Consider the following 24,240-nt stretch of genomic DNA (forward strand, 5'->3'; position numbering starts at 1 on the left):
TGCCGCCGCTCAGCGCTGGCAGGACGGACAGTAATAGGTGCTGCGACCGGCCTGGCGGATCTGGCGGACGACATCGCCGCAGCGCACGCAGGGCTGGCCGGCGCGGTCGTAGACGCCGGCCTGGATCTGGAACCAGCCGCTGCTGCCGTCGCTCTGGACATAGTCGCGAATGCTGCTGCCACCGGCGGCGATCGCCGCCGACAGGGTCTCGCGCACGGCATCGACCAGGACCGCGCAGCGCAGCCGGCTGATCCGGCTGGCCGCGCGCAGCGGCGAGATGCCGGCGCGAAACAGGCTTTCCGAGGCATAGATGTTGCCGATGCCGACCACCAGATGACTATCCATCAGCACCGGCTTGACCGGCGCGTTGCGCCGGGAAAATGCCGCGTGCAGCCAGTCGACAGTGAACGCGTCGGAAAGCGGCTCGATACCCTGCACCGCCAGCAGTGGATGCTGCTCGGCGGCGACCGGCGGCCCGGCCTGCCAGAGGATCACGCCGAAACGGCGCGGATCGGTGAAGCGCAGGATCTGGCGGGCGAGCCGCAGGTCGAAGTGATCGTGCCGGGCCGGCGCCAGATCGAGCGGCGCAAAGCGCAGCTTGCCCGACATCCCGAGATGGACGATCAGCGTGCCTTCGACACCGTCGCGCCGGCAGTCGATCAGCAGATACTTGCCGCGCCGGCGCACGGCTACGATCAGGCAGCCCGGCAGCAGTTCGCCGAGCGCCGGCGGGATCTCGTGGCGCAGCTTCGGCGCCCGGATCGTCACGCCCAGGATGCGCTCGCCCTCGAGTTCGGGCGCGATGCCCAGACGACAGACCTCGACCTCCGGCAATTCCGGCATTGCTTGTTCCTCCGCAGTTTCCCAAATACCATCGCAAACTTGTTCGATATTATGCGTTCAAACACGCATGCCATCCGGAAAGCCATCATGTCCCCGAAGCAACTCCTCGCCGCCCCGACCCTGGCCCTCTGCCTGGTCCTGAGCCAGCCTGCCCGGGCCGCCGCGCCGCCCGAGGAGGACCTGCTCGGGCGCACCGTCTTCCAGGTGCTGCTCGGCGAGCTGGCGCTGCGCCAGGGCGCCGTCGACCTGAGCATGCAGGCCTGGGCCGACCTCGCCGAACGCACCCGCGACCCGAAGGTGCTCGCCCGCGCCGTCGAGATCGCCGGTTACGCCGGCGACAACGAACGGGCATTGCGCCTGGTTGGCCTCTGGCTGGAAATCGAACCCGATTCGCAGGCCGCCCGCCAGGCCCAGGTCGCACTGCTCGTCCAGTCGCGCCAGCTCGACCGGCTGGCACCGGAACTCGGCCCGCTGCTCGAGTCGGACAAGGAAAACCTGGCCAGCAACCTGCTCCACCTGAACCGCATGCTCGCCCGGATCACCGACAAAGGTGCCGTCCTCAGCCTGCTCGACCGCGTCCTCAAGCCCTATCTCGGCCTGCCCGAGGCGCACTTCGCACTGGCCCAGGCGGCGCTCGCCGCCGGTGACGAGCCGCGCGCGCTGGCCGAAACCGAAGCCGCGCTGAAACTGCGCCCGTCCTGGGAAATCGCCGCGATCGCCCAGGCCAAGCTGCTTGGCCGCCAGGATGCCGGGCGCGGCGTCGATCTGCTGGCGCGCTTCGTCGAGCGCCACCCGGACGCCCGCGACGCCCGTCTGGCGCTGGCCCAGATGCTGATCGGCGAGAAGCGCCTCGACGCCGCCCGGCAGCATTACCAGCGCCTGCTCAAGGATTTTCCGGACGAACCCAACGTGCTCTACCCGGCGGCCATCCTGGCGCTTCAGGACGGCGACCGCGAGACCGGCAAGCGCCAGCTCGAACGCCTGCTCGAGACGCCCTACCCGGATCGCAGCGGCGTCCACTATCTGCTCGGCCAGATCGCCCAGGAAGCCGGCCAGCCGGAACAGGCCCTCGGCCATTTCCGCCAGGTCACCGCCGGCGAGCGCTACGTCGCAGCACGCGCGCGCAGCGCCGTCATCCTGCTCGGCCTCAACCGCAACGACGAGGCCCTGGCCCTGCTCCACGACACGCGCGGCGCGACGCCGGCCGAACGCAGCCAGCTGGCGCTGGCCGAAGCCCAGATGCAGCGCGACGGCGGTCGCGAGGACGCCGCTTACGCAGCGCTCGAGAAGGCCCTGGCGAGCAGCCCGGACGACCCCGACCTGCTCTACGACGCCGCCCTGACCGCCGAGCGCCTCGGCCGCCACCAGCCGATGGAGAACCACCTGCGCCGCCTGCTGCGCAACCAGCCCGACCATCCGCACGCGCTCAACGCGCTCGGCTACTCCTTCGCCGAACGCGGCATCCGCCTCGACGAAGCCGAGCAGTTGCTGACCCGGGCCATCGCGCTGGCCCCGGACGACGCCTTCATCATGGACAGCGTCGGCTGGCTGCAGTACCGCCAGGGCAAGCTGGCGCAGGCGCTGCAGACGCTGCAGGCGGCCTATCGGCTGAAGGCCGACCCGGAAATCGCCGCCCACCTCGGCGAGGTGCTGTGGCAGGCCGGGCGGCGCGACGAAGCCCGCCGGCTGTGGCAGGAAGCGGCCAGCCGCCATCCCGACAACAAGGTCCTGCAGGCGGCAATGCAGAAGTTCCAGCCTTGAAAAACCGCCTCGCCGGCGGGTTGACCGCAATCCTGCTGCTCGCCGGCTGCGCCCAGCTGCCGGCGCCACCGCCGACGACGGCCCGCGATGCGATCGGCGATTTCACGGTCGACGGCCGTTTTGCCCTGAAAATCACCGCCATCGACGGCCGCGCCGAAAACTCCGGCGGACGCCTCAGCTGGACCCACGCCAACGGCGGCGACCGCGTCCTGCTCGCCAATCCGCTCGGCATCGGCATTGCCGAGATCGACGCCGGACCGGGTCGGGCCAGCCTGCGCACCAGCGACGGCAAGACCTGGGTCGGCGACGACGCCGACCGCCTGCTCGCCGAGGTCACCGGCCAGCCGCTGCCAGTCAGCCGCCTGCCGGCCTGGCTGCTCGGCCGCCCGGCGGCCGGCGGCCAGCTAGGCCGCGATGCGCAAGGACGGCCGGCGCACCTCAGCGAAGCCGGCTGGCAGATCGACTACGCCTACGCCGACGACAACCCGGACGCCCTGCCGACGCGCCTGACCGCCCAAGGCGAGCGGATCGAACTGCGGCTGCGCCTGGAAACCTGGAAAACCCTGCCCTGACATGAACTGGCACGATGCCTGGCCAGCCCCGGCCAAACTCAACCTCTTCCTGCACGTCACCGGCCGCCGCGCCGACGGCTACCACCTGCTGCAAACGGTGTTCCGTTTCATCGACCGCTGCGACACGCTGCGCTTCGCGCCGCGTGTCGATGGCGCCATCGAGCTGGCGACGCCGCTCCCCGGCGTGCCGCCGGAAAGCGACCTGACGGTACGCGCCGCCCGCCTGCTGCAAGCCCATAGCGGCTGCCGGCAGGGCGCCACGATCCACCTCGACAAGCGCCTGCCGATGGGCGGTGGCCTCGGTGGGGGCTCATCGGACGCAGCCACCGTGCTGCTCGCACTCAACCACCTGTGGGGCACCGGGCTGACCCGCGCCGAACTCGAGCACCTCGGCCTGAACCTCGGCGCCGATGTCCCGGTCTTCGTGCATGGCCGCAACACCTTCGCCGAAGGTGTCGGCGAACGCTTCACCGACGTCGCCCTGCCGGCGGCCACCTATCTCGTGCTGGAGCCACCGGTCCACGTCCCGACCGCGGCCATTTTCGGCGCCCCCGAGCTGCCCCGCGAGAGCACGCCGATCGCTGCCGCGCAATGGCGCCCCGGCATCGGCCGCAACGACCTGGAAGGCGTCGCCTGCGCCCGTTTCCCGGCCATCGCCGAACATCTTGCCTGGCTGCGCGAGCAGGCGGCGACGGCGATGATGACCGGCTCCGGCGCCTGCGTCTTCGCTGCCTTCAGCGACCCGGCCGCCGCCGCCGCGGCCCTTGCCGCGCTGCCTGCCGGCTTTTCCGGCTGGCTTGCCGAGGGCCTTGAACAACACCCTTTGGCAGAAATTCGCTAAAAGGGCTGGATTTCCAAAAAAGCCTCCTGTATCATTCGCGCCTCGTTCGAACGACACCCCGTCCGAACGAACCGCAGGGGAGTCGCCAAGTTGGTCAAGGCACCGGATTTTGATTCCGGCATTCGAAGGTTCGAATCCTTCCTCCTCTGCCAGTTTCCCTTCGGGCAGGTCTTCGGCCTGCCCGATTTTCATTGTATCGGGCGAATTCGCAGCGCGCGCGAGTCCCCCTGAGGAATGCGGAAATGGCCTACAACAGCCTGATGGTCTTCACCGGCAACGCCAACCCCAAGCTGGCCGCCAACGTCGCCAAGCAACTCAACGTCGATCTCGGGCGAGCCAATGTCGGCCGCTTTTCCGACGGCGAGGTCTCGGTCGAACTGCAGGAACATGTCCGCGGTCGCGACATCTTCGTGCTCCAGTCGACCTGCGCCCCGACCAACGACAACCTGATGGAACTGCTGGTCGTCGTCGACGCGCTCAAGCGCGCCTCGGCCGGCCGCATCACCGCCGCCATTCCCTACTTCGGCTACGCCCGCCAGGATCGCCGCTCGCGTTCGTCGCGCGTGCCGATCGCCGCCAAGCTGGTGGCCAACATGCTGGTCGCCTCCGGCGTCGACCGCGTGCTGACGATGGACCTGCACGCCGAACAGATTCAGGGTTTCTTCGACATCCCGGTGGACAACATCTACGCGCTGCCGATCCTGCTCGACGACATCCGCAAGCAGAACTACGAAAACCCGCTGGTCGTCTCGCCCGACCACGGCGGCGTCGTCCGCGCCCGCTCGCTGGCCAAGCGCCTCGAATGCGACCTGGCGATCATCGACAAGCGCCGCCCGAAGGCCAACGTTTCCGAGGTGATGAACATCATCGGTGAAGTCGACGGCCGTACCTGCATCATCATGGACGACATGGTCGACACCGCCGGCACGCTGTGCAAGGCTGCCACTGCGCTCAAGCAGCACGGCGCCAAGAAGGTCGTCGCTTACTGCACGCACCCGGTGCTTTCCGGCCCGGCCGTCGAGCGGGTCAACAGCTCCGACCTCGACGCCCTGGTCGTCACCGACACCATTCCGCTGCGCGACGATGCCGCCGCCTCGCCGCGCATCCGCCAGCTGTCGGTCGCCGACATCATGGCCGAAACGATCCGCCGGATCAGCAACGACGACTCCGTATCGTCGCTGTTCATCGATTGAGTTTTTTCAACCCTCCCGGTCTGGTCGCGGATCGGGAACCCATCGTGGAGTAGTAACCATGCAATTTGAAGTCATCGCCAGCAAGCGCGAACTGCAGGGATCGAGTGCGAGCCGCCGCCTGCGTCGCGCCGGCACCGTTCCGGGCATCGTCTATGGCGGCAACGCCGCCCCGACGGTCATCGAAACCAACCACAACGACCTGCTGCTGAAGCTGAAGAAGGAAGCCTTCCATTCTTCGATCATCAACCTGGTCATCGACGGCAAGAAGGAACAAGTCCTGCTGCGCGACTACCAGACGCACGCCTACAAGCCGCTGGTCCTGCACATCGACTTCCAGCGCGTCGACGCGACGCACGAGCTGCACATCAAGGTGCCGCTGCACTTCGTCAATGAAGAAGCCGGCCCGGGCGTCAAGCTCAACGGCGGCCTCGTCAACCACGTCATCACCGAACTGGAAATCCACTGCCTGGCCAAGGACCTGCCGGAGTTCGTCGAAGTCGACCTCGGCGCCCTCAACGTCGGCGACAACATCCATGCTTCCCAGGTCAAGCTGCCGAAGGGCGTCAAGCTGGTCCAGCACGGTTCGGAAGACCCGATCGTCGTCAGCATCGTCGGCAAGGGCGGCGCCCAGGCTGCCGAAGGCGCAGCTGCCGCCGAGTAAGCCCAGGCTTCACGCCATCATGGCCGCCGCTGGCATCTTGCCGCCGGCGGCCTTTTCGCACTTATCGCCATGACCCTTCCGCGCCTCATCGTCGGCCTCGGCAATCCGGGGCAGGAATACGAAACCACCCGGCACAACGTCGGCTTCTGGTTCGTGGACCGGCTCGCCGACCAACTCAAGGTCAACCTCGCACCGCAGGCCAAGTTCTTCGGCAAGGCGGCGCGGTCCGGCGAACTGTGGCTGCTGCAGCCGGGCACCTACATGAACCGCTCCGGCCAGTCGGTGGCGGCGCTGGCCAATTTCTACAAGATTTCCCCGGCCGAGATCCTCGTTGTCCACGACGAACTCGACCTGCCGCCGGGCGGCATCCGCCTCAAGCAGGGCGGCGGCAACGGCGGTCACAACGGCCTCAAGGACATCCAGGCCAAACTCGGGACCCCCGATTTCTGGCGCCTGCGCCTGGGCATCGGTCACCCGCGCACCCTCAACCTGGCCCAGCAGGTGGCCGATTTCGTCCTCCACCCGCCGCGTCGGGAAGAGGCCCCGGACATCGAACAGGCGCTGGCGCGCAGCCTGCTCGCCTGGCCCCGCATCGCAGCCGGCGATTTCGCCGGCGCCCAGCAACAATTGCACGGCAAAGCCGTCTGACCCCGAAAGCCAAGGAAAAACCATGTCTCTGAAATGCGGTATCGTCGGCCTGCCCAACGTCGGCAAATCCACCCTCTTCAACGCCCTGACCAAGGCCGGCATCGAAGCGGCCAACTATCCGTTCTGCACCATCGAGCCGAACGTCGGCATCGTCGAGGTGCCGGATCCGCGTCTCAAGGCACTGTCCGAGATCGTCAAGCCACAGAAGATCCAGCCGGCGATCGTCGAGTTCGTCGACATCGCCGGCCTCGTCGCCGGTGCCTCCAAGGGCGAAGGCCTGGGCAACCAGTTCCTGGCCAACATCCGCGAAACCGACGCCATCGTGCACGTGGTCCGCTGCTTCGACGACCCGAACGTGGTGCACGTCTCCGGCAGCGTGGACCCGATCCGCGACATCGAAGTCATCGATACGGAATTGGCGCTCGCCGACATGTCGACCGTCGAAAAGGCGCTCAACCGCTACAAGCGCCCGGCCAGCGCCGGCGACAAGGAAGCCAAGATCCTGGTCGCGGTGCTCGAGAAATGCTTCGCCCAGCTCGACCAGGGCAAGGCGGTGCGCGCGCTCGACCTGTCCAAGGAAGAATGGGCCAGCCTCAAGCCCTTCTGCCTGATCACCGCCAAGCCGGTGCTCTATGCCGCCAACGTCGCCGAAGACGGCTTCACCGACAACGCGCTGCTGGCCAAGGTCGAGGCTCATGCTGCCGCCGAAGGCTCGCAGGTGGTCGCCCTGTGCGCCTCGATCGAGGCCGAGATCGCCGACCTCGACGATGGCGACAAGGCCGAATTCCTCGAATCGATGGGCCTGCACGAACCCGGCCTCGACCGCCTGATCCGTGCCGGCTACAAGCTGCTCGGCCTGCAGACCTACTTCACCGCCGGGGTCAAGGAAGTGCGCGCGTGGACCATCCACGCCGGCGACACCGCGCCGCAGGCGGCCGGCGTCATCCACACCGACTTCGAGCGCGGCTTCATCCGCGCCCAGACCATCGCCTTCGACGACTTCATCCAGTTCAAGGGCGAAGCCGGCGCCAAGGAAGCCGGCAAGATGCGCGCCGAAGGCAAGGACTACGTGGTCAAGGACGGCGACGTCCTCAACTTCCTGTTCAACGTCTGAGCGCAGCCGCGCCATGACCGGGGACGAGGCCCAGGCCGTCGCCAGATCGCTGGCCGGGCTCAGCCCGGCGGTGCTGCAGCGGATCGTGCTGCAGTCGGGCGAGGCCGTCCTGGTCACCGACGCCGCCAACCGCATCGTCGCCGCCAACGCGGCTTTCCTGCACCTGAGCGGCTATCCGCTCGAGGAACTGCTCGGTGCCGGACCACAACTGCTCGCCTCCGGGCGCAACCCGCCCGAATTCTACGCGGCGATGTGGCAAAGCCTGCGCGAGAGCGGGCTGTGGAGCGGCGAAATCTGGGACCGGCGCAAGGACGGCAACGTCTATCCCGCCTGGCTGACGATTTCCGAGGTCCGTGACGGCGAGGGCCGGCTGACCCATCACGTCGCCAGCTTTGCCGACATCGGCGAGCGCGTCGAGGCGACGCAGAAGCTGCTCCACCTGGCCTACCACGATCCGCTGACCGGGCTGCCCAACCGGCTCGCCTTCGAATCGCAGATCGACCTGGCAATCCGCAGCTGCGAACGCGACCACAAGCAGGTCGCGCTGATGCTGATCGACCTCGATCATTTCAAGGCGGTGAACGACACGCTCGGCCACGCCATCGGCGACGAACTGCTCAAGCGCGTCGCCGTCAGCCTGCGCGAATGCGTGCGCGCCAGCGACATCGTCGTCCGCCTCGGCGGCGACGAGTTCGTCGTCGTCCTCCCCGACATCGACAACGCGATGACCGTCGCCACGCTGGCCGGCAAGGTCCAGCGCCGGCTGGCCGGCGACTGCCACCTGATCGGCCCGCACACGCTGTACGCGACGCCGAGCATCGGCATCAGCCTCTATCCGGGCGACGGCACCGACCGCGAAAGCCTGCTGCGCAACGCCGATGTCGCGATGTATCACGCCAAGGATGCCGGCCGCAACAACTACCAGTTCTACGCCCGGCGGATGAACGAGGCGGCCGGCGAGCGCCTGCAGCTGGAGAATGCGCTGCGCCAGGCGCTGGCCTCGATCACACCGGAAGACTCGCCGTTCTCGCTGCATTTCCAGCCGCAGATCGACGCCCTGAGCGGCGCCGTGATCGGCCTCGAGGCACTGGCCCGCTGGCACGACCCGGTGCTCGGCGAGATCCCGCCGACGCGCTTCATCCGCATCGCCGAGGACAGCGGCCTGATCCAGCCGCTCGGCGACTGGATCCTCTGGGAAACCTGCCGCAACATCCGGCATTTCCGCGATGCCGGGCTGCACGGCCTGCGCGTCGCGGTGAACATCTCGGCCCAGCAACTGCGCCATGAGAACCTGCCGCGCCTGGTCCGCGGCATCCTCGACTGTTACGACCTGACGCCGCTCGACCTCGAGCTCGAAATCACCGAGAGCACGGCGATGCAGAACCCCGAGCTGACGCTGTCGGTGCTGCGCCAGTTCGCCGACATGGGGATCATGCTGGCGATCGACGACTTCGGCACCGGCTATTCCTCGCTCGCCTACCTCAAGCACCTGCCGATCCACCGCCTCAAGCTCGACCGCTCCTTCGTCAAGGACATCGAGAGCGACCCCAACGACGCGGCGATCTGTTCGGCGACCGTCGCCCTCGGCCACAACCTCGGCCTGGAGCTGGTCGCCGAGGGCGTCGAGACCGAGGCCCAGCGCCACTTCCTCGCCGAACTCGGCTGCGACGCGCTGCAGGGTTTCTACTACAGCAAGCCGCTGCCGGCCTGGCAGGTCGCCGCCTTCGTTGCCGCGCACCGCCCCTGAACGCAGCGCAAGTCCCTGCCGCGACTAGCAAACTTTCCCTGCGCCCGCCGCTTTCTGCGAAAATAGCAGCCCTTTTTGGACACCCCGGATTCCCCATGCCACCGCATCCCGCCATTGCCTCCACCGAAGAAATCGTCGCCGAACTGAAGGCCGGCCGCATGGTCGTGCTGGTCGACGAGGAAGATCGCGAGAACGAAGGCGACCTGGTCATGGCCGCCGAGCACGTGACGCCGGAAGCGATCAACTTCATGGCCAAGTACGGGCGCGGCCTGATCTGCCTGACGCTGACCGGGGAACGCTGCAAGAAGCTCGGCCTGACCCAGATGGCACGCAGCAACGGCACCCAGTTCGGGACCGCATTCACCGTCTCGATCGAAGCCGCCGAGGGCGTCACCACCGGCATTTCCGCCGCCGACCGGGCGCACACCATCCGCACCGCGGTGGCCCGCGGCGCCGTCGCCGACGACATCGTCCAGCCCGGCCACGTCTTTCCGATCACCGCCCGCGAAGGCGGCGTGCTCGTCCGCGCCGGCCACACCGAAGCCGGCTGCGACCTGGCCGGCATGGCCGGCCTGGAACCGGCGTCGGTGATCTGCGAGATCATGAACGACGACGGCACCATGGCCCGCCTGCCGGAACTGATCGAATTCTCGAAACAGCACGGCCTGAAGATCGGCACCATCGCCGACCTGATCCACTACCGCGCCGCCTCGGAAACGCTGGTCGAGCGCGTCACCAGCAAGACCATCGCCACCGCCCACGGCGAATTTTGGCTGCACGCCTACGTCGACCGTGCCAGTGCCGCCACGCACCTGGCGCTGGTCAAGGGCACGATCCCGGCCGACGGCGAAACCCTGGTCCGCGTCCATGAACCGCTGTCGGTGCTCGACTTCCTCGACCCGGCGAGCAAGCGCCAGTCGTTCTCGATCGACGAGGCACAGGCGGCGCTGGCCCGCAACGGCCACGGCGTCATCGTCCTGATGCACCGCCCGGAAGACGGCGAGGCCCTGCTCGCCCGCCTGACCGGCCCGGCCGAGGCGCCGCGCCCGCAACAGAAATGGGACCCGCGCACCTACGGCATCGGTGCGCAGATCCTGCGCGATCTCGGCGTCAGCCGCATGCGCCTGCTTTCCAGCCCGCGCAAGATGCCCTCCATGACCGGTTTCGGCCTCGAAGTCGCCGGTTTCGTCACCTCTCCCGCGGAGCTTTGATTCATGTCCCGTTTTGAAAACGTCTTCGAATACGACAGCAACCTCGACGGCAACGGCATCACTGTCGGCATCGTCATGAGCCGCTTCAACCAGCCGGTCTGCGAAGGCCTGCTTTCGGCCTGCGTCGCCGAACTCAAGCGCCTCGGCGTCAGCGACGAGGACATGGCGATCGCCACCTGCCCCGGCGCCCTGGAAATCCCGCTGATCCTGCAGACGATGGCGCAAAGCGGTCAGTTCGACGCGCTGATCGCCCTCGGCGCGGTGATCCGCGGCGACACCTACCACTTCGAGGTGGTCTCCAACGACGCCTGCCGCGCGATCATGGAACTGCAACTGCACACCGGCGTGCCGATCGCCAACGGCATCCTCACCTGCGACACCGACGAACAGGCCGAAGTCCGCATGCAGCCGAAGGGCACCGACTGTGCCCAGGCCGCCATCGAAATGGCCAACCTGCAAAGGGCCCTCATCAATGAGTGATCAAGAACAAACCCCCAAGGCGCCGCCCAAGTCGGCCCGTCGCCGCGCCCGCGAATTCGTCCTGCAAGGCCTCTACCAGTGGCGCGTCGGCGGCGCCGACGAAGCCGCGATCGAAGCCTACGCCCCCGAGATGGAAGGCTTCGCCAAGGCTGACCGCGAATTCTTCGTTGGCACCCTGCGCGGCGTCATCGGCCAGCAGGCAGCGCTCAGCGAACGCATCGGCGCCCATATCGACCGCCCCTTCTCCGACCTCTCGCCGGTCGAGGCGAGCGTTCTGCTGATGGGCACCTTCGAGATGATCAATCACCCGGAGACTCCGTACCGCGTGATCATCAACGAAGCGATCGAACTGACCAAGGCCTTTGGCGGCACCGACGGCCACAAGTACGTCAACGGCGTGCTCGACAAGATCGCCGGCGGCGTCCGCGCCGACGAGGTTGCCGCCCGGCGCAAGGGGCGCTGAGCCGATGCCCGGCGAGTTCGGCCTGATCGCGAAGTACTTCGCGCGGCCGACCCCGTCCGCCGTCCTCGGCCCCGGTGACGACTGCGCGCTGCTGCAGCCCTCGCCCGGCTGCCAGCTGGCGGTGACCACCGACATGCTGGTCGCCGGCGTCCATTTCCTGCCCGATACCGATCCCGGCCGCCTCGGCTGGAAGACGCTGGCGGTGAATCTCTCCGACCTCGCCGCGATGGGCGCCAGGGCGCGCTGGGTCACGCTGGCCGGCGCCTTGCCGACGGTCGACGAGGCCTGGCTGGCAAAATTCGCCGACGGCCTGTTCGCCTGCGCCCGCGAGTTCGGCGTCGATGTCGTCGGCGGCGACACCACGCGCGGACCGCTCAACCTGTGCCTGACCGCGATCGGCGAAGTCGAACCGGGCCGCGCCCTGCGCCGCGACGGCGCCCGACCCGGCGACGAGATCTGGGTTTCCGGCCGCCCCGGCCTGGCCGCCCTCGGCCTCGCCCATCTCCAGGGCCGGGTCAGCCTGCCCGAACCCTGGCCGCGCCTGTGCGTCGCTGCGCTCGAGAAACCGCGCCCGCGGCTCGCCCTCGGCCAGGCCCTGGTCGGCGTCGCCAGTGCCGCCATCGACATCTCCGACGGCCTGCTCGGCGATCTCGGCCACCTGTGCCGGCGCTCCGGCGTCGGTGCCGCGCTGCGCCTGGTCCAGCTGCCGCAGCTGCGCGACCTGGCAGGCAGCGGAGACAGCTACGACGCCGACCTGCGACGCCTGGCACTCGAGTGCCAGCTGGCCGGCGGCGACGACTACGAGCTGTTGTTCACCGTGCCGGCGGCGCAGCACACCCGGCTGGGCGCCATCGCCGCCGAACTCGAGCTGCCGCTGTGGTGCATCGGCGAGATCGTCGCCGGCGAACCGACGGTCACCGTCTTCGACCCGGACGGCCAGGCGGTCGAATTCGCACGCAAGGGGTACGATCACTTTGGCCAGTAAGCCACCCAGCCTGCGCTTCCTGCTCGCGCATCCGGCCCACTTCTTCGCCTGCGGCTGCGGCAGCGGCCTCGCCCGCTGGGCGCCGGGCACCTTCGGCACGCTCTTCGCATGGGCCAGCTTCGCGCTGTTCCGCCCGTATTTCGACGACGGCCAGCTGCTCTTCCTGTTCGCCGTCGCCTACCTCGCCGGCATCTGGTTCATCGACGTCGCCGGGCGCGCCCTCGGCGACCCCGACCACGGCAGCATCGTCTGGGACGAGATCGTCCCCTTCTGGCTGGTCCTGCTGATGACGCCGGCCGGCTGGCTGTGGCAGCTGACCGCCTTCGCGCTGTTCCGCTTCTTCGACATCACCAAGCCGCAGCCGGCGCGCTGGTTCGACGAATACGTCAAGAACGGCTTCGGCGTCATGGCCGACGACCTGATCGCCGCCGGCTACACGCTGCTGATGCTGGCGCTGCTGAAAATCGTCGTTTCCTGACCGTCGACCGTAAAAGGCATAGAATGGCCGCATCCTGACCCCCAGGAGACCGCCATGAGCCACAAGCACGCCCACCTGATGCGCAGCATCTTCCAGGACCCGCCGCCGGCCAACATTCACTGGCGCGAGATCGAGTCGCTGCTCGGCCACCTCGGTGCCGAAATCCAGCCGGCGCACGGCGCCCGCTTCCGCATCCTGCTCAACGGCCGCGAGGCCTTCCTGCACCATCCGCACAACAGCAACACCTGCAGTCGCCAGGAAATCAAGGCGGTGCGCGAGGCCCTGGCGCAGGCCGGCGTGACGCTGGCTGCCTACGAGGCCGAACGGGTATAGGCCATCATCGCCTCGGGAATCCGCTCGAGGCCCATCACCTCGTCGGCGGCACCGAGCTTGATCGCTTCGCGCGGCATGCCGAAGACGACGCAGCTGGCTTCGTCCTGGGCGATGGTGCGGGCGCCGGCGGCGTGCATTTCCTGCAGGCCGCGGGCACCGTCGTCGCCCATCCCGGTCATGATGATGCCGAGGGCGTTGCTGCCGGCGAATTTGGCAACCGAGCGGAAGAGGACATCGACCGAGGGCTTGTGGCGATTGACCAGCGGCCCGTCGACGACTTCGACCAGGTACTGGGCGCCGCTGCGCTTGAGCATCATGTGCCGGCCGCCCGGGGCGATCAGCGCCCGCCCGGGCATCACCCGGTCGCCGTCGCGGGCCTCGCGGACCTCAATGTCGCAGAGGCCGTTGAGGCGTTCGGCGAACATCGCGGTGAATTTTTCCGGCATGTGCTGGACGATGACGATGCCCAGGCAGGTCGCCGGCAGGCGGGTGAGCACCGCTTCCAGCGCCTGGGTGCCGCCGGTCGAGGTACCGATCGCGATCAGCTGCTCGGTCGTCTTCGCCATCGCGGTCGGCGCCCCCGGGGCGATCACCGCGTCGGCGCTCAATTTTGGCCGGTGGAAGGGGTTGACCGTCAGATTGCCGGTACCCGGCCGCGGCAGCGCCCGCAGGTTGGCGCGAGCGGCAGTGCGCACGGCCTGGACGATGTCGTTGGAGGCGTCCTCGAGAAAGGATTTGAGCGCCGCCTTCGGCTTGGTGATGATCGTCACTGCCCCCGCCGCCATCGCGTCGAAAGTCGCCTGGGCACCGTTCTCGGCCAGCGAGGAGCAGATGATCACCGGTGTCGGCCGCTCGGTCATCACCTTGCGCAGGAAGGAGATGCCGTCCATCCGCGGCATCTCGATATCGACGATGAAGACGTCCGGCCAGGCCTGGCGCAGCTTGTCGATGGCGAACACCGGATCGGACGCGGTGGCGATCACCTCGATGCCGGGATCGCGCGACAGCGCCTGGGAGACGACCTGGCGCACCAGTGCCGAGTCGTCGATGATCATCACCTTGATCTTGCCTGCCATGCCTCAATCCTTGCGGTAAATGGTCGGACGCACCTGACGCAGGCCGCTGTCGATGCCGTTCAGGGTTTCCGAATGACCGATGATGAAATACCCGCCGGGCAGCAACTGCGGCAGCAGGTGGCCGACCACCTGACGCTTGGTTTCCGGATTGAAGTAGATCATCACGTTGCGCAGGAAGATAACATCGAAACGCCCGATCTCGGGATCGATCGGCCGGGTCAGGTTGATCTGGCGGAAGCTGACCCGCTCGCGCAGTTCGCTGGCGATCAGGAAGGTTCCGGCCTGGCTGCGCACGCCCTTGCGGCAGTACTTGACGAGCAGGTGACGGGGAATGCCCTCGTTGCGCTCGATCGGATAATGGCCGCGCCGGGCCTTCTCGAGGACCTGGGTGCTGATGTCGGAGCCGACGATCTCCCACGGCTGGCCGGGCAGGCACTCGGCGAGCAGCATGGCCAGCGTGTAGGCCTCCTCGCCGGTCGAGCTGGCCGCGCTCCAGACGCGGAACGGCGCCCCCGGGCGACGGCCGGGCAGGACCTCGTCACGGAGGAAATCGAAATGCTTGGGCTCGCGGAAGAAATAGGTTTCGTTGGTGGTCAGCAGATCGACCATCGTCTGCAGCTCTTCCGGGTGCTCGCCGTCGGCGAGCAGGCGGTAGTAACGGCCGAAGCTGTCGAGTCCGTAGTGGCGCAGGCGTTTCTGCAGGCGGCCGACGAGCAGCACCTTCTTGCTGTCGGCCAGGTTGATCCCGGCGATCCGGTGGATCAGCCGCTGGAAGAGGGCGAATTCCTGGTCGCTGATTGCGGTTTCGGCCATCAGAACAACTCGATCTTCTTGATGCCGGGCTGGGCCGGCCGGTTGAGCAGCGAGTCGGCGTAGGCCTGCTCTTCGCGGCGCAGCGACTCGCGGCTGATCAGGTTCGAAGTCACCCGCTTGCAGTAGGCGTCGCCGGTCCGGGGCACGCAGAGGACCTTGCGCGACCATGGCCCGAGGAAGTCGGAAGCGATGATCGGGATCCCCTCGCGCTCCAGCCACTGGTGCGCGAAATCGGCATTGCGCTTGCCGACGTTGAGGCTGCCGGGCACCGCCGTGTCGATCACGGCACCGCCACCGAAGGCCTTGGCGCGCATCCGGTGCTTGGCCGCGCCACGCTGCAGCATGGCGTTGAGCAGGGCTTCCATGCAGGCGTCGCCGGCGAGCAGCACGTCCTCGTCGGCGTGCGCGCCCTGCTTCATCTGCGGCAGCATGAAATGGTTCATCCCGGCCAGGCCGAGGGCCAGGTCGTAGAGGCAGACGGCGACGCAGGAGCCGAGCAGCGTCGAGATCGGCCGCTCGGCTTCGACCGCCCATTCGCCGGGGCGGATGTTGCGCGACAGGCGCTCGATGTCGCGCGTCGGCAACGTCGCATAGTCGATCATCCGCGAACGGACATCAGGCGACCTCGGTACCGCCGGCATCGGCGGCCTGGGTGAGCATGGCGATCTCCTCGATCGAGAGCACGCGGGCGACGTCGAGGATGATCACGAAACGCCCGCCGACCTTGCCCATGCCGGAGATGAAGTCGGTCCGGATCTTGGCGCCGAAGGACGGCGGCGGCTCGATCTCGCTGCGCGCGATCTCGAGCACTTCCGACACGGCATCGACCATGACGCCGATGTCGTGCTTGTGCTCATCCTGCTCGAGCTCGATGATGATGATGCAGGTCCGCCGCGCGACCTCGGTCGGCTTGCCGCCGAAGCGGCAGGAGAGGTCGATCACCGGCACCACGGCACCGCGCAGGTTGATCACTCCGCGGATGAACGACGGCATCATCGGGATCTCGGTGACCGTGCCGAACTCGATGATTTCCTTGACGTTGAGGATGGCGACGGCAAACATCTCGCCGCCCAGCGTGAAGGTCAAATATTGCTGCGGCGCGCTGTCGACCGTGACCGCCGTCGCCCCCCGGGGGCTGCCCGGGGATTGCACAATCTGGCTCATCGTCGGCTCTCCGCTCAGAACTTCTCGAAATCGGATTCGTCGATCAGCGCCGCCACCGAGCGTGCCGCCGGCCGGGCCGGCCGCGCACTGACCCGCGCCGCCGGCGCGCTGAAGCCGCGCACTGCACCGCGCCCGCCCTCGACCGAGAAGAACTCCATCAGCTGCTGCAACTGGCCGGCCTGGCCGCCGAGTTCCTCGGCGGTCGCCGCCAGTTCCTCGGAAGCCGAGGCATTCTGCTGCGTCGCCTTGTTCAGCTGGCCCATCGCGTTGTTGATCTGGGCGACGCCGGTCGATTGTTCCTGGCTGGCCGAGGCGATTTCCTGGACCAGGTCGGAGGTCTTCTGGATGCTCGGCACCATCTCGTCGAGCAGGTGGCCGGCGCGTTCGGCGGCCTTGACGCTGGAACCGGCCAGTTCGCCGATTTCCTGCGCCGCCACCTGGCTGCGTTCGGCCAGCTTGCGCACCTCGGCGGCAACGACCGCGAAGCCCTTGCCGTGCTCGCCGGCGCGCGCTGCCTCGATCGCCGCGTTGAGCGCGAGCAGGTTGGTCTGGTAGGCGATGTCGTCGATGATGCCGATCTTGTCGGCGATCGACTTCATCGCCTCGACCGTCCGGCCGACGGCCTCGCCGCCTTCGCCGGCTTCCTTGGCCGACTTCGTCGCCATGTTGTCGGTGACCTTGGCGTTCTCGGTGTTCTGGGTCACCGAGGCCGTCATCTGCTCCAGGCTGGCGGTCGTTTCCTCGACGCTGGCGGCCTGCTCCGACGACGCCTGGCTGAGCGACTGGGCCGTCGCCGAGACCTGGCCGGCGGCATTCGACAGTGCGTCGGCGGCGGTGATGATCTGGGCGATCGTTTCCGAGAGCTTGGCGATGGTGTTGTTGATCGCTTCCTTGAGCACCGCGAAATCGCCCTGGTAAGCCTGGGTGATCGTCTGCGTCATGTCGCCCTGGGCCATTGCCCCCATCACGCGCTGGACGTCCTGGATCGGCGAGACGACGGCATCGAGCGTGTCGTTGACGCCTTCGACGATGCGCCGGAAGTCGCCGTGATGCTGGGTCGCGTCGGCCCGCGTCTCGAGCTTGCCGGCAACGGCCGCCGCGCTCAGCAGGTTGGCATCGGCAACCAGCTTGTTGACCGCCTCGATGCAGGTGTTGAGGTTGTCCTTGATGGTATTGAAATCACCGCTGTAGCTGTCGGTGATCCTGGCCGGGATGTCGCCCTTGGAAATCCGGTCGACATAGTTGGCGGCCACGTTCAACGGCCCGATCACCGCGTCCAGCGTCGCATTGACGCCCTCGACGATCTTCCGGAAATCGCCCTGGTGCTGGCCGGCATCGGCACGCGTCGACAGGCGGCCGGCAACCGCCGCCGCGCTCAGCATGTTGGCGTCGGCAACCAGGCGGCCGACGGCGTCGATGCAGGTGTTGAGGTTGTTCTTGATGGTGTTGAAATCGCCGTTGTAGCTGTCGGTGATCCGGGCCGGGATGTCGCCCTTGGAAATCCGGTCGACGTAGCTGGCAGCCACGTTCAGCGGTCCGATCACCGCGTCGAGCGTGCCATTGACGCCCTCGACGATCTTCCGGTAATCGCCCTGATGTTTGCCGGCATCGGCGCGCGTCGCCAGACGGCCGGCGACGGCGGCCTCGCTCAGCGCGTTGGCGTCGGCGATCAGCGCGACCACCGAGGACTGCACGGCGGCGACCGAACGCACGACCTCGCCGACTTCGTCCTTGGCATCGCTGGTCAGCGTGAAGTTCATGTCACCGGCAGCCATCTTGCGCGCGGCATCGACGACCTGGCCGACCGGGCGGGTGATGCTGCGGGTGATCACGAAGGCGGCGAGGACGGTCAGGATGAAGGCCAGCACGGCCAGCCCGATCATCAGCGTGCGCGCCGCCGCCGCCGCCTCGAGTGCGTTCTTGCCCTCGTTGGCGGTGATGTCGTTGACCAGCTTGATCAGGGAACGCACCTCGCCGAAGTAGGCATTCTGCTGCTTGCGGAAATCGCCCAGCATGTAGGCGACGGCCTGCTCCTGCTGGCCGGCCTTCACCAGTTCGAGAAAATGCTCGAGCATCGGTATGTAGGCCTCGCGGGCCTCCAGCGTCCCCTTCAGCGCCGCCTTGCCGCGCTCGGTGTTGAAGGTCGCCTGCATCTTCTCGTAGCGGTCAGCAATGACCTTGCGCTCGGCGGTGATCCGTTCGATTTCCTTGTCGATCTCGGCCGACGACTTGAGCAACAGGGTATTGCGCATCGCCCGCGCGATCACGTTCAGCGACTCGATGACGTCGTTGGCCCAGACCGCCTTCGGGTTGCGGTCATTGACGATCAGTTCGAGATCGTTGCTCAACGACTGCAGGCGTATCGTGCCGACGGTGGCGATGGCGACCAGCAGGACCAGGGTGATGGCGAAGCCGACCCCGAGTTTGGTTCCGATTTTCAGGTTATTCAACACTTAAGCCTCCTCTGCTTCCGCTTGGAAAATTGTCAATTCTGGGATGTCGACCGCAACATTGCGGGGGTATTCATGTCGCGCTCCTCGCGCCGCGCATTGCGCTGGACCAGCGTCTGAACGTCGAGGATCAGGGCCACCTCGCCGGAGCCGAGAATCGTCGAACCGCCGATCCCGCGCAGGTGGCGGAAGATGCTCGAGAGCGGCTTGATCACCGTCTGGAACTCGCCGAGCAGCTGGTCCACGACGATCCCGGCCTTCTGCCCGGCGTACTGGACAACGACGACGTTCTCGCGCGCCGGCCGTTCGCCGTCGACTTCGAACATCTCGCGCAACCTGACGAAAGGCAGCACCTCACCGCGCAGGTTGAGGAAATCGCGCTCGGCCGAGTTGCCCTTGAGCTCGATGCACTCGATGACCATGTCGAGCGGGATGACATAGGCGGCGCGCCCGACACCGACCAGGAATCCGTCGATGATGGCCAGCGTCAGCGGCAGGCGGATGGTGAAGGTGGTACCGCTGCCCTCGACCGACGCCACTTCGCAGCTGCCGCGCAGGCCCTGGATGTTGCGGCGGACGACGTCCATGCCGACGCCGCGCCCGGACAGGTTGGTCACCTGTTCGGCAGTGGAGAAGCCGGGCTCCCAGATCAGGTTGATGATTTCCTGGTCGCTCAGCGTCTGGTTCGGCTGCACCAGTCCCTTGTCGATCGCCTTGCGCAGGATCTTCTCGCGCGGCAGGCCGGCGCCGTCATCAACCACTTCGATGACGATGCTGCCGGAGTCATGGTAGGCGTTGAGCTCGACCCGCCCCCGGCGCGGCTTGCCGCGGGCTTCGCGCACATCGCCCGGCTCGATGCCGTGGTCCATGCTGTTGCGCACCAGGTGCATCAGCGGATCGCCGATCTTCTCGACCACCGACTTGTCGAGTTCGGTTTCGGCACCGCTGATCACCAGATCGATTTCCTTGCCCAGTTCCTTGGCGACGTCGCGGACGACGCGGTTGAAGCGGGTGAAGGTCTCGCCGATCTGGACCATGCGCAACTGCAGTGCCGAATCGCGGATGTTCTCGACGAGCCGGGACAGGATCGAGGTCGACTCAACCAGTTCCCCCTGACCGCTGCGCTGCGCCAGCAGGTTGGCCGAAGCACCGGCGATCACCAGTTCGCCGACCAGGTCGATCAACTGGTCGAGCTTGTCGGCCTGCACCCGGATCAGCCGGGCCTCGACCGCCTTCTTCTCGTGCACCTGCGCCTGCCGGCTGACCGCCGCATCAACGACTTCCTTCTGCACCACCTTGTGCTCGACCAGGATTTCACCGAGCGGCTGTGGCGGCGCCACAGCGTCCGCGGGCAGCCGGACCTGTTGCTGCGAGAGCAGGCCCTCGTCGAGTTCGCTCTGGGTCAGCGCACCGCAGCGCACCAGCATCTCGCCCAGGCGCATGTCGTCTTCCGGCAGCTCGCGGATCAGCTTGACGTACTCGGCCAGCTTGCTGTTCGGCGGCAGGATGCGCAGTTCGCAATCGTCGCGGCAGAAATCGAAGACACGCTCGATGTCGGCCTTCGACGAGCGCGTCTGCAGGCGGATCTCGAAACCGAGATAGCAGGACTCGGGATCCATCTCGGCGGCCGCGGGCATCGCGTCGGGAATCGTCTCCATCGCCAGGACCTCGCCGAGCGAGGCGAGGAAACGCAGGAAGGAGAGCGGGTCCATGCCGCCGCGCAGCATGTGCGGACCGAAGCGGACCGAGATATGCCAGCTGTCGGTATTGACGACACCGCCGCCGGACGCCTCGACATCGGCTTCGGCCTCGACGACGCTGCCGCCGGCGGTAGCCGTCGCGTCGCTGGTATGCGCTGCCAGTTCGCCCTGCAATGCGTCGCCGGCCAGGCTCACTTCGGCAGCCGGCTCGGCAATGCCGGCTGCCAGCACGTCCATCAGGATGCCAAGGTGATCGCAACAGCGCAGCAAGAGGCCGGCCAGCTCGCCGGAGACCTGGATCTCGCCGTTGCGCAGGCGGTCGAGTACGTTCTCGACCTTGTGCATGAAGCTTTCGATGAAATGGCACTCGATGACGCCGGAAGCGCCCTTGATCGTGTGCGCGGCACGGAAGATGCCGTTGATGTTGTCGTGGTCGTCGGGGCGCTGCTCGAGCTCGAGCAGGCCGGCCTCCATCGCCTGCAGCTGCTCCCGACCTTCCTGGATGAAGACGCTGGTCAACTCGTCCATGGCCATCCTCAACGCTGCTCGTGAGCAGTGATCACTACCGGATCACCGAAGAAGGCCGCCAGATTGCAGAAATCGAGCGTCTGGCGCACCGCCGGGCTGTGGGCGACGATGGCCAGCGCCTTGTCGCGCCGGGCCGCCTCGCGCTTGGCCAGGATCAGCAACTGCAGCCCGGCGGTATCGATTTCCCCGACCTGCGACAGGTCGAGCTCGAGACCGTCGCCGGCGTCGAGCGCGGCGATCAGGCGTTCCTTGTGTTCGAGCGCGTGATAGATGGTCAGGTCTTCACTGATGCTCAGGCGGTTTTGCGTCCCCATCGTTCCTCCTCAGAACAGCTCGATCTTCGGCGACGCCGCCACGCCGGCACTTGCCGAGGGCTGGTGCAGGGCCTGCTGGTGGCTGAGCCGCTGGGCGTCCATGACGTATTTGCCGTAGAGCTCGTCGAGATGCTCGGCCAGCGGCGTGTAGCGGAAATCGGGGTTTTCGGCCTCCTTGATCCGCTGCGCCAGGTTGGCGGCGTGCTCGTCGAGCTTGGTCAGCGCGTTGGCGACGATCTCGATCTGCTGGCGGGTGATGTCCTGGAACTGCACCGTCGCCAGCACGTCCATGAACATCTTGGCCAGATCCGAACTGGCCTCGCGCACCGTGCGCAGCACGTTGAGATCGTGGTCGAGCAGCTGCTGGTAGCCGGCGCCCAGGCTGCCCAGCTGGCTCGAGAATTCGGTCAGCGCCGCCCGCTCGGCCTCGACGTTGCTGCTCTGCAGCTTGTCCTCGAACTGCTGGCGGATCGAATCGGCGACATTGTTGATGCCGGCGTTGATCTTGCTGACCGCGGTATCGGTTTCGGTGGACAGCTTGCGCACCTCGTCGGCAACCACTGCGAAGCCACGCCCGGCCTCGCCGGCGCGGGCCGCCTCGATGGCCGCATTGAGCGCCAGCAGGTTGGTCTGCCCGGAAATGTCCTTGACCAGCTTGACCAGCGCCCCCAGCCCGCGGGCTTCGTCGACGATCTGCTCGATCCGCTTCTGATCGCGCACCGCTTCCTCGATGCGGTTGCGGATGTAGGAATCCATGCGCGCAATCAGCGCCTGGTTGTCCTGGATGTCATGCTCCGAACTGGCGGCCAGCTCGCTCGAGGCGCGCGTCGTCTCGGCGACGAAGGCATCCAGTCGCGCGACGACGGTATCGATCGCCTGCAAGCGCTCGGTGATGTCGTAGGCAGCCCGCTCGGTAGCGGCGACGATGCCGTCCAGCTGCTTGCGCAGGACCTCGTTGTAACGGCTGACGTTCTCGAGTTCACGGGCAACCTCCTCGCTGACCGACTCGACGTCGCTGAACTTGCTGGCCACCTGCGCCTGCTCGCTCGACAGGCCGAACATGACGTCGCGGTAGAAAGCCAGCGAAACCATGCGTTGACCGAGATAGGAGACCATCACGATGAGCGCCACCCCGATCGCGTCACCCAGCGGCTGGGCCAAACCGAGCTCGGGCAGAAATTCGCCGTGAAACCAGTCATTGAACAGATAGATGATGACAAAACTCGTCGCGGCGACGACCAGTGCAACGATCAATCCCCGCCAGTGCAGACTGTTGATCGGCATCGAGGCCTCCTCAGCGCAGGACCAGCTTGATGGTGTTGAGCAGTTCGTCGGCAGTCGCCGGCTTGACGATCCAGCCGGAAGCCCCGGCCGCCTTGGCCTCGAGCTTGCGCGACTGCTGCGACTCGGTGGTCAGGAAAAGAATGGGCATGAACTTGTAGGCTGGCAGCTTGCGCACCTGCTTGATCAGTTCGATGCCGTTCATGCCCGGCATGTTCAGATCGGTGATCAGCAGGTCGGCCTTGACCCCGGCCTGGAACTTGCGCATCGCCTCCTCGCCGCTGGCCGCCTTTTCGGTGGCGTAACCGGCCTTGGCCAGGATGTTCGAGATGCTCAGCAGAATGGTTGCAGAATCATCCACCAGAAATATTGTTTTCATTTTGTACTCGCTGTTTGATGCCTGCCTTCGCCGTCGCCGCATGCCATTGCGCGACTACGGGTCGGCCGGACTTTCCCCGGATGCGCAGTGACCCGCGCAGGAAGGCACTATACCTAAAAATGTGTAGCCCAAATGCTATCTGTTTCCAAGGCCGGCGGCCATCGCTAAAAAGCCAGGGCGGCGCACAGGGAATCGACCTCTCCGGCGGACTCGGCGAGGATTTCGCTCAACAGTGCTTCGCCGATCAGCAGTTCGATTTCGCCGTCGCGTGCCGATTCCGGCCTCGCCAGCGAACTCCGGCGCAGCGGCGAAGCCACCGGCGAGAGGGCTTCGGCGAGCAGCAGGGTATCGCCGAGGCCGACCGGCGGCAGCCCGAGATAGCCCTCCCACTGATACTCGATCGCCACCCGGATGCCTTCCGGCACACCCAGGGCCAGCAGCAGCGGACGCCCGAGCAGCGCCTCGCCGCTGATCATCCAGTCGTCGAAGTCGCCTTCGAGCAAACCCGGATGGCGGTCGCTGCGGGCAATCAGGAAAAACCCGGCAACTTCGTGCATCAGACCGGCAAACAGCGCGGCCTCGGGGTCGACGGCGCTGATCCGACGGGCCAGGACACGGGCCAGCGCAGCCACATGGGCGGTGTGGCGCCACAACTGGTCGACCAGCGGGCGCAGCGCCGGCGCCAGTTCGCCGCTGGCCAGCTGGCGGGCGACCAGCGCCATCGACAGGCTGCGCAGGCTGGCAAAACCGATCCGCGAGATCGCCGTATGCAGATCGCTGACCTCGCGTCCGTAGGGGTTGTAGGCCAACGAATTGGCCAGGGCGACGACGCGCGCGGCAAGCAGGGGTTCGGCAGCAACCAGGCGGGCCGCCAGGTCGACATGGCAATCCGGTGCGGCGAGGGCGTCGCGCAGGCGCAGCGCCAGCCGGGTATCGGTCGAGAACTCGATCCGGCCGGCTTCGATCTCCCGCGCGATCGACTGAAAGGCTGGCAGCTTTTCCATGCTCGGCACTCCTGACAACGACGATGTCGCCGGATCATACCAGCCGCCGCCCGCGCCATGCCAAAAGCAAACGGGCCAGGCTGAAAGCCTGGCCCGCTGGTGTTCTGGCCCGCCCGGCGCGATTCGAACGCACGACCCCTCCTTCGGAGGATAGACATGTCTACCGATAAAAATCTTCGCTAATCGTCAAATCCAAGCATT

General features: G+C 67.0%; 25 protein-coding genes and 1 tRNA gene. 15 read left to right on the forward strand and 11 right to left on the reverse strand.

Going from position 1 to position 24,240, the window contains the following annotated elements:
- Positions 1-9: 9 nt before the first annotated feature.
- Entirely contained in the window at positions 10-843 is an 834-nt protein-coding gene (gene mutM / locus DFR40_RS01205; protein ID WP_121456672.1) for a bifunctional DNA-formamidopyrimidine glycosylase/DNA-(apurinic or apyrimidinic site) lyase, read from the reverse strand.
- Positions 844-930: 87 nt separating this feature from the next.
- On the opposite strand from mutM, the gene DFR40_RS01210 reads away from it, so the two are divergent.
- The 15 genes from DFR40_RS01210 (at position 931) to DFR40_RS01280 (ending at position 13,330) form a co-directional block, all read left to right on the forward strand.
- Positions 931-2,604, forward strand: coding sequence for a tetratricopeptide repeat protein (locus DFR40_RS01210; protein WP_147431271.1), 1,674 nt, complete (start codon positions 931-933; stop codon positions 2,602-2,604).
- Positions 2,601-3,176, forward strand: coding sequence for a lipoprotein insertase outer membrane protein LolB (gene lolB, locus DFR40_RS01215; protein WP_170160123.1), 576 nt, complete (start codon positions 2,601-2,603; stop codon positions 3,174-3,176). Before DFR40_RS01210 ends, lolB begins: the two co-directional genes overlap by 4 nt.
- Position 3,177: 1 nt before the next feature.
- A complete protein-coding gene (gene ispE / locus DFR40_RS01220) occupies positions 3,178-4,017 on the forward strand; it encodes a 4-(cytidine 5'-diphospho)-2-C-methyl-D-erythritol kinase (protein WP_121456675.1) in 840 nt (279 codons plus the stop codon).
- Between the two features lie 75 nt (positions 4,018-4,092).
- Positions 4,093-4,169: transfer RNA gene (locus tag DFR40_RS01225), tRNA-Gln, on the forward strand.
- Between the two features lie 90 nt (positions 4,170-4,259).
- Positions 4,260-5,210, forward strand: coding sequence for a ribose-phosphate pyrophosphokinase (locus DFR40_RS01230; protein ID WP_121456676.1), 951 nt, complete (start codon positions 4,260-4,262; stop codon positions 5,208-5,210).
- Positions 5,211-5,268: 58 nt separating this feature from the next.
- Complete coding sequence (locus tag DFR40_RS01235) at positions 5,269-5,871, forward strand: 50S ribosomal protein L25/general stress protein Ctc (RefSeq protein ID WP_121456677.1); 603 nt, start codon at positions 5,269-5,271, stop codon at positions 5,869-5,871.
- Positions 5,872-5,940: 69 nt separating this feature from the next.
- On the forward strand, positions 5,941-6,519 hold the full coding sequence (pth, locus tag DFR40_RS01240; RefSeq protein ID WP_121456678.1) for an aminoacyl-tRNA hydrolase: 579 nt from the start codon (positions 5,941-5,943) through the stop codon (positions 6,517-6,519).
- 22 nt (positions 6,520-6,541) lie between these two features.
- Entirely contained in the window at positions 6,542-7,633 is a 1,092-nt protein-coding gene (gene ychF, locus DFR40_RS01245) for a redox-regulated ATPase YchF (protein ID WP_121456679.1), read from the forward strand.
- 13 nt (positions 7,634-7,646) lie between these two features.
- On the forward strand, positions 7,647-9,380 hold the full coding sequence (locus DFR40_RS01250) for a putative bifunctional diguanylate cyclase/phosphodiesterase (protein WP_121456680.1): 1,734 nt from the start codon (positions 7,647-7,649) through the stop codon (positions 9,378-9,380).
- Between the two features lie 95 nt (positions 9,381-9,475).
- Positions 9,476-10,591 carry a bifunctional 3,4-dihydroxy-2-butanone-4-phosphate synthase/GTP cyclohydrolase II gene (gene ribBA, locus DFR40_RS01255; protein WP_121456681.1) on the forward strand — a complete coding sequence of 372 codons (1,116 nt, stop codon included), beginning with the start codon at positions 9,476-9,478 and terminating at the stop codon, positions 10,589-10,591.
- Between the two features lie 3 nt (positions 10,592-10,594).
- Positions 10,595-11,071 (forward strand): 6,7-dimethyl-8-ribityllumazine synthase, encoded by a 477-nt coding sequence (gene ribH / locus DFR40_RS01260; RefSeq protein WP_121456682.1) that lies wholly within the window; start codon positions 10,595-10,597, stop codon positions 11,069-11,071.
- The gene (nusB, locus tag DFR40_RS01265) at positions 11,064-11,534 is read left to right on the forward strand and encodes a transcription antitermination factor NusB (protein ID WP_121456683.1); all 471 of its coding nucleotides are present in this window, start codon (positions 11,064-11,066) and stop codon (positions 11,532-11,534) included. Before ribH ends, nusB begins: the two co-directional genes overlap by 8 nt.
- 4 nt (positions 11,535-11,538) lie before the next feature.
- Positions 11,539-12,519, forward strand: coding sequence for a thiamine-phosphate kinase (thiL, locus tag DFR40_RS01270; protein WP_121456684.1), 981 nt, complete (start codon positions 11,539-11,541; stop codon positions 12,517-12,519).
- Positions 12,509-12,997 carry a phosphatidylglycerophosphatase A family protein gene (locus tag DFR40_RS01275; protein ID WP_245985566.1) on the forward strand — a complete coding sequence of 163 codons (489 nt, stop codon included), beginning with the start codon at positions 12,509-12,511 and terminating at the stop codon, positions 12,995-12,997. The genes thiL and DFR40_RS01275 overlap by 11 nt, the downstream gene beginning before the upstream one ends.
- A gap of 54 nt (positions 12,998-13,051) precedes the next feature.
- Entirely contained in the window at positions 13,052-13,330 is a 279-nt protein-coding gene (locus DFR40_RS01280) for a type II toxin-antitoxin system HicA family toxin (RefSeq protein ID WP_121456685.1), read from the forward strand.
- Here DFR40_RS01280 and DFR40_RS01285 read toward each other — a convergent pair.
- The 10 genes from DFR40_RS01285 to DFR40_RS01330 all read right to left on the reverse strand — a co-directional run bounded on the left by DFR40_RS01285 (position 13,309) and on the right by DFR40_RS01330 (position 24,039).
- Positions 13,309-14,406 carry a protein-glutamate methylesterase/protein-glutamine glutaminase gene (locus DFR40_RS01285; protein ID WP_121456686.1) on the reverse strand — a complete coding sequence of 366 codons (1,098 nt, stop codon included), beginning with the start codon at positions 14,404-14,406 and terminating at the stop codon, positions 13,309-13,311. The two genes, DFR40_RS01280 and DFR40_RS01285, sit on opposite strands and share 22 nt — an antisense overlap.
- A gap of 3 nt (positions 14,407-14,409) precedes the next feature.
- Positions 14,410-15,219: a CheR family methyltransferase gene (locus DFR40_RS01290; RefSeq protein ID WP_121456687.1), complete on the reverse strand. Its 810-nt coding sequence runs from the start codon at positions 15,217-15,219 to the stop codon at positions 14,410-14,412.
- The gene (locus DFR40_RS01295; protein WP_121456688.1) at positions 15,219-15,821 is read right to left on the reverse strand and encodes a chemotaxis protein CheD; all 603 of its coding nucleotides are present in this window, start codon (positions 15,819-15,821) and stop codon (positions 15,219-15,221) included. Before DFR40_RS01295 ends, DFR40_RS01290 begins: the two co-directional genes overlap by 1 nt.
- 13 nt (positions 15,822-15,834) lie before the next feature.
- On the reverse strand, positions 15,835-16,383 hold the full coding sequence (locus tag DFR40_RS01300) for a chemotaxis protein CheW (protein ID WP_121456689.1): 549 nt from the start codon (positions 16,381-16,383) through the stop codon (positions 15,835-15,837).
- Between the two features lie 14 nt (positions 16,384-16,397).
- Positions 16,398-18,833 carry a methyl-accepting chemotaxis protein gene (locus DFR40_RS01305; protein ID WP_121456690.1) on the reverse strand — a complete coding sequence of 812 codons (2,436 nt, stop codon included), beginning with the start codon at positions 18,831-18,833 and terminating at the stop codon, positions 16,398-16,400.
- A 35-nt stretch (positions 18,834-18,868) separates the two neighbouring features.
- Positions 18,869-21,061 (reverse strand): chemotaxis protein CheA, encoded by a 2,193-nt coding sequence (locus DFR40_RS01310; protein WP_121456716.1) that lies wholly within the window; start codon positions 21,059-21,061, stop codon positions 18,869-18,871.
- An 8-nt stretch (positions 21,062-21,069) separates the two neighbouring features.
- Positions 21,070-21,375 carry an STAS domain-containing protein gene (locus DFR40_RS01315; RefSeq protein WP_121456691.1) on the reverse strand — a complete coding sequence of 102 codons (306 nt, stop codon included), beginning with the start codon at positions 21,373-21,375 and terminating at the stop codon, positions 21,070-21,072.
- A 9-nt stretch (positions 21,376-21,384) separates the two neighbouring features.
- The gene (locus DFR40_RS01320) at positions 21,385-22,659 is read right to left on the reverse strand and encodes a methyl-accepting chemotaxis protein (RefSeq protein ID WP_147431272.1); all 1,275 of its coding nucleotides are present in this window, start codon (positions 22,657-22,659) and stop codon (positions 21,385-21,387) included.
- Between the two features lie 10 nt (positions 22,660-22,669).
- Positions 22,670-23,035 (reverse strand): response regulator, encoded by a 366-nt coding sequence (locus DFR40_RS01325; protein ID WP_121456692.1) that lies wholly within the window; start codon positions 23,033-23,035, stop codon positions 22,670-22,672.
- A gap of 164 nt (positions 23,036-23,199) precedes the next feature.
- Positions 23,200-24,039, reverse strand: a complete 840-nt coding sequence (locus DFR40_RS01330; protein WP_121456693.1) for an HDOD domain-containing protein — start codon at positions 24,037-24,039, stop codon at positions 23,200-23,202.
- Between the last annotated feature and the right edge of the window lie 201 nt (positions 24,040-24,240).

The organism is Azonexus fungiphilus, from assembly GCF_003634965.1.
Classification (GTDB): Bacteria; Pseudomonadota; Gammaproteobacteria; order Burkholderiales; family Rhodocyclaceae; genus Azonexus; species Azonexus fungiphilus.

Bases quoted from the DNA above. Each gene is read 5' to 3' on its own strand.
- mutM (WP_121456672.1), bottom strand. From the start codon at position 843: ATGCCGGAATTGCCGGAGGTCGAGGTCTGTCGTCTGGGCATCGCGCCC.
- DFR40_RS01210 (WP_147431271.1), top strand. From the start codon at position 931: ATGTCCCCGAAGCAACTCCTCGCCGCCCCGACCCTGGCCCTCTGCCTG.
- ispE (WP_121456675.1), top strand. From the start codon at position 3,178: ATGAACTGGCACGATGCCTGGCCAGCCCCGGCCAAACTCAACCTCTTC.
- DFR40_RS01230 (WP_121456676.1), top strand. From the start codon at position 4,260: ATGGCCTACAACAGCCTGATGGTCTTCACCGGCAACGCCAACCCCAAG.
- DFR40_RS01235 (WP_121456677.1), top strand. From the start codon at position 5,269: ATGCAATTTGAAGTCATCGCCAGCAAGCGCGAACTGCAGGGATCGAGT.
- pth (WP_121456678.1), top strand. From the start codon at position 5,941: ATGACCCTTCCGCGCCTCATCGTCGGCCTCGGCAATCCGGGGCAGGAA.
- ychF (WP_121456679.1), top strand. From the start codon at position 6,542: ATGTCTCTGAAATGCGGTATCGTCGGCCTGCCCAACGTCGGCAAATCC.
- DFR40_RS01250 (WP_121456680.1), top strand. From the start codon at position 7,647: ATGACCGGGGACGAGGCCCAGGCCGTCGCCAGATCGCTGGCCGGGCTC.
- ribBA (WP_121456681.1), top strand. From the start codon at position 9,476: ATGCCACCGCATCCCGCCATTGCCTCCACCGAAGAAATCGTCGCCGAA.
- ribH (WP_121456682.1), top strand. From the start codon at position 10,595: ATGTCCCGTTTTGAAAACGTCTTCGAATACGACAGCAACCTCGACGGC.
- nusB (WP_121456683.1), top strand. From the start codon at position 11,064: ATGAGTGATCAAGAACAAACCCCCAAGGCGCCGCCCAAGTCGGCCCGT.
- thiL (WP_121456684.1), top strand. From the start codon at position 11,539: ATGCCCGGCGAGTTCGGCCTGATCGCGAAGTACTTCGCGCGGCCGACC.
- DFR40_RS01280 (WP_121456685.1), top strand. From the start codon at position 13,052: ATGAGCCACAAGCACGCCCACCTGATGCGCAGCATCTTCCAGGACCCG.
- DFR40_RS01285 (WP_121456686.1), bottom strand. From the start codon at position 14,406: ATGGCAGGCAAGATCAAGGTGATGATCATCGACGACTCGGCACTGGTG.
- DFR40_RS01290 (WP_121456687.1), bottom strand. From the start codon at position 15,219: ATGGCCGAAACCGCAATCAGCGACCAGGAATTCGCCCTCTTCCAGCGG.
- DFR40_RS01295 (WP_121456688.1), bottom strand. From the start codon at position 15,821: ATGATCGACTATGCGACGTTGCCGACGCGCGACATCGAGCGCCTGTCG.
- DFR40_RS01300 (WP_121456689.1), bottom strand. From the start codon at position 16,383: ATGAGCCAGATTGTGCAATCCCCGGGCAGCCCCCGGGGGGCGACGGCG.
- DFR40_RS01310 (WP_121456716.1), bottom strand. From the start codon at position 21,061: ATGGACGAGTTGACCAGCGTCTTCATCCAGGAAGGTCGGGAGCAGCTG.
- DFR40_RS01315 (WP_121456691.1), bottom strand. From the start codon at position 21,375: ATGGGGACGCAAAACCGCCTGAGCATCAGTGAAGACCTGACCATCTAT.
- DFR40_RS01320 (WP_147431272.1), bottom strand. From the start codon at position 22,659: ATGCCGATCAACAGTCTGCACTGGCGGGGATTGATCGTTGCACTGGTC.
- DFR40_RS01325 (WP_121456692.1), bottom strand. From the start codon at position 23,035: ATGAAAACAATATTTCTGGTGGATGATTCTGCAACCATTCTGCTGAGC.
- DFR40_RS01330 (WP_121456693.1), bottom strand. From the start codon at position 24,039: ATGGAAAAGCTGCCAGCCTTTCAGTCGATCGCGCGGGAGATCGAAGCC.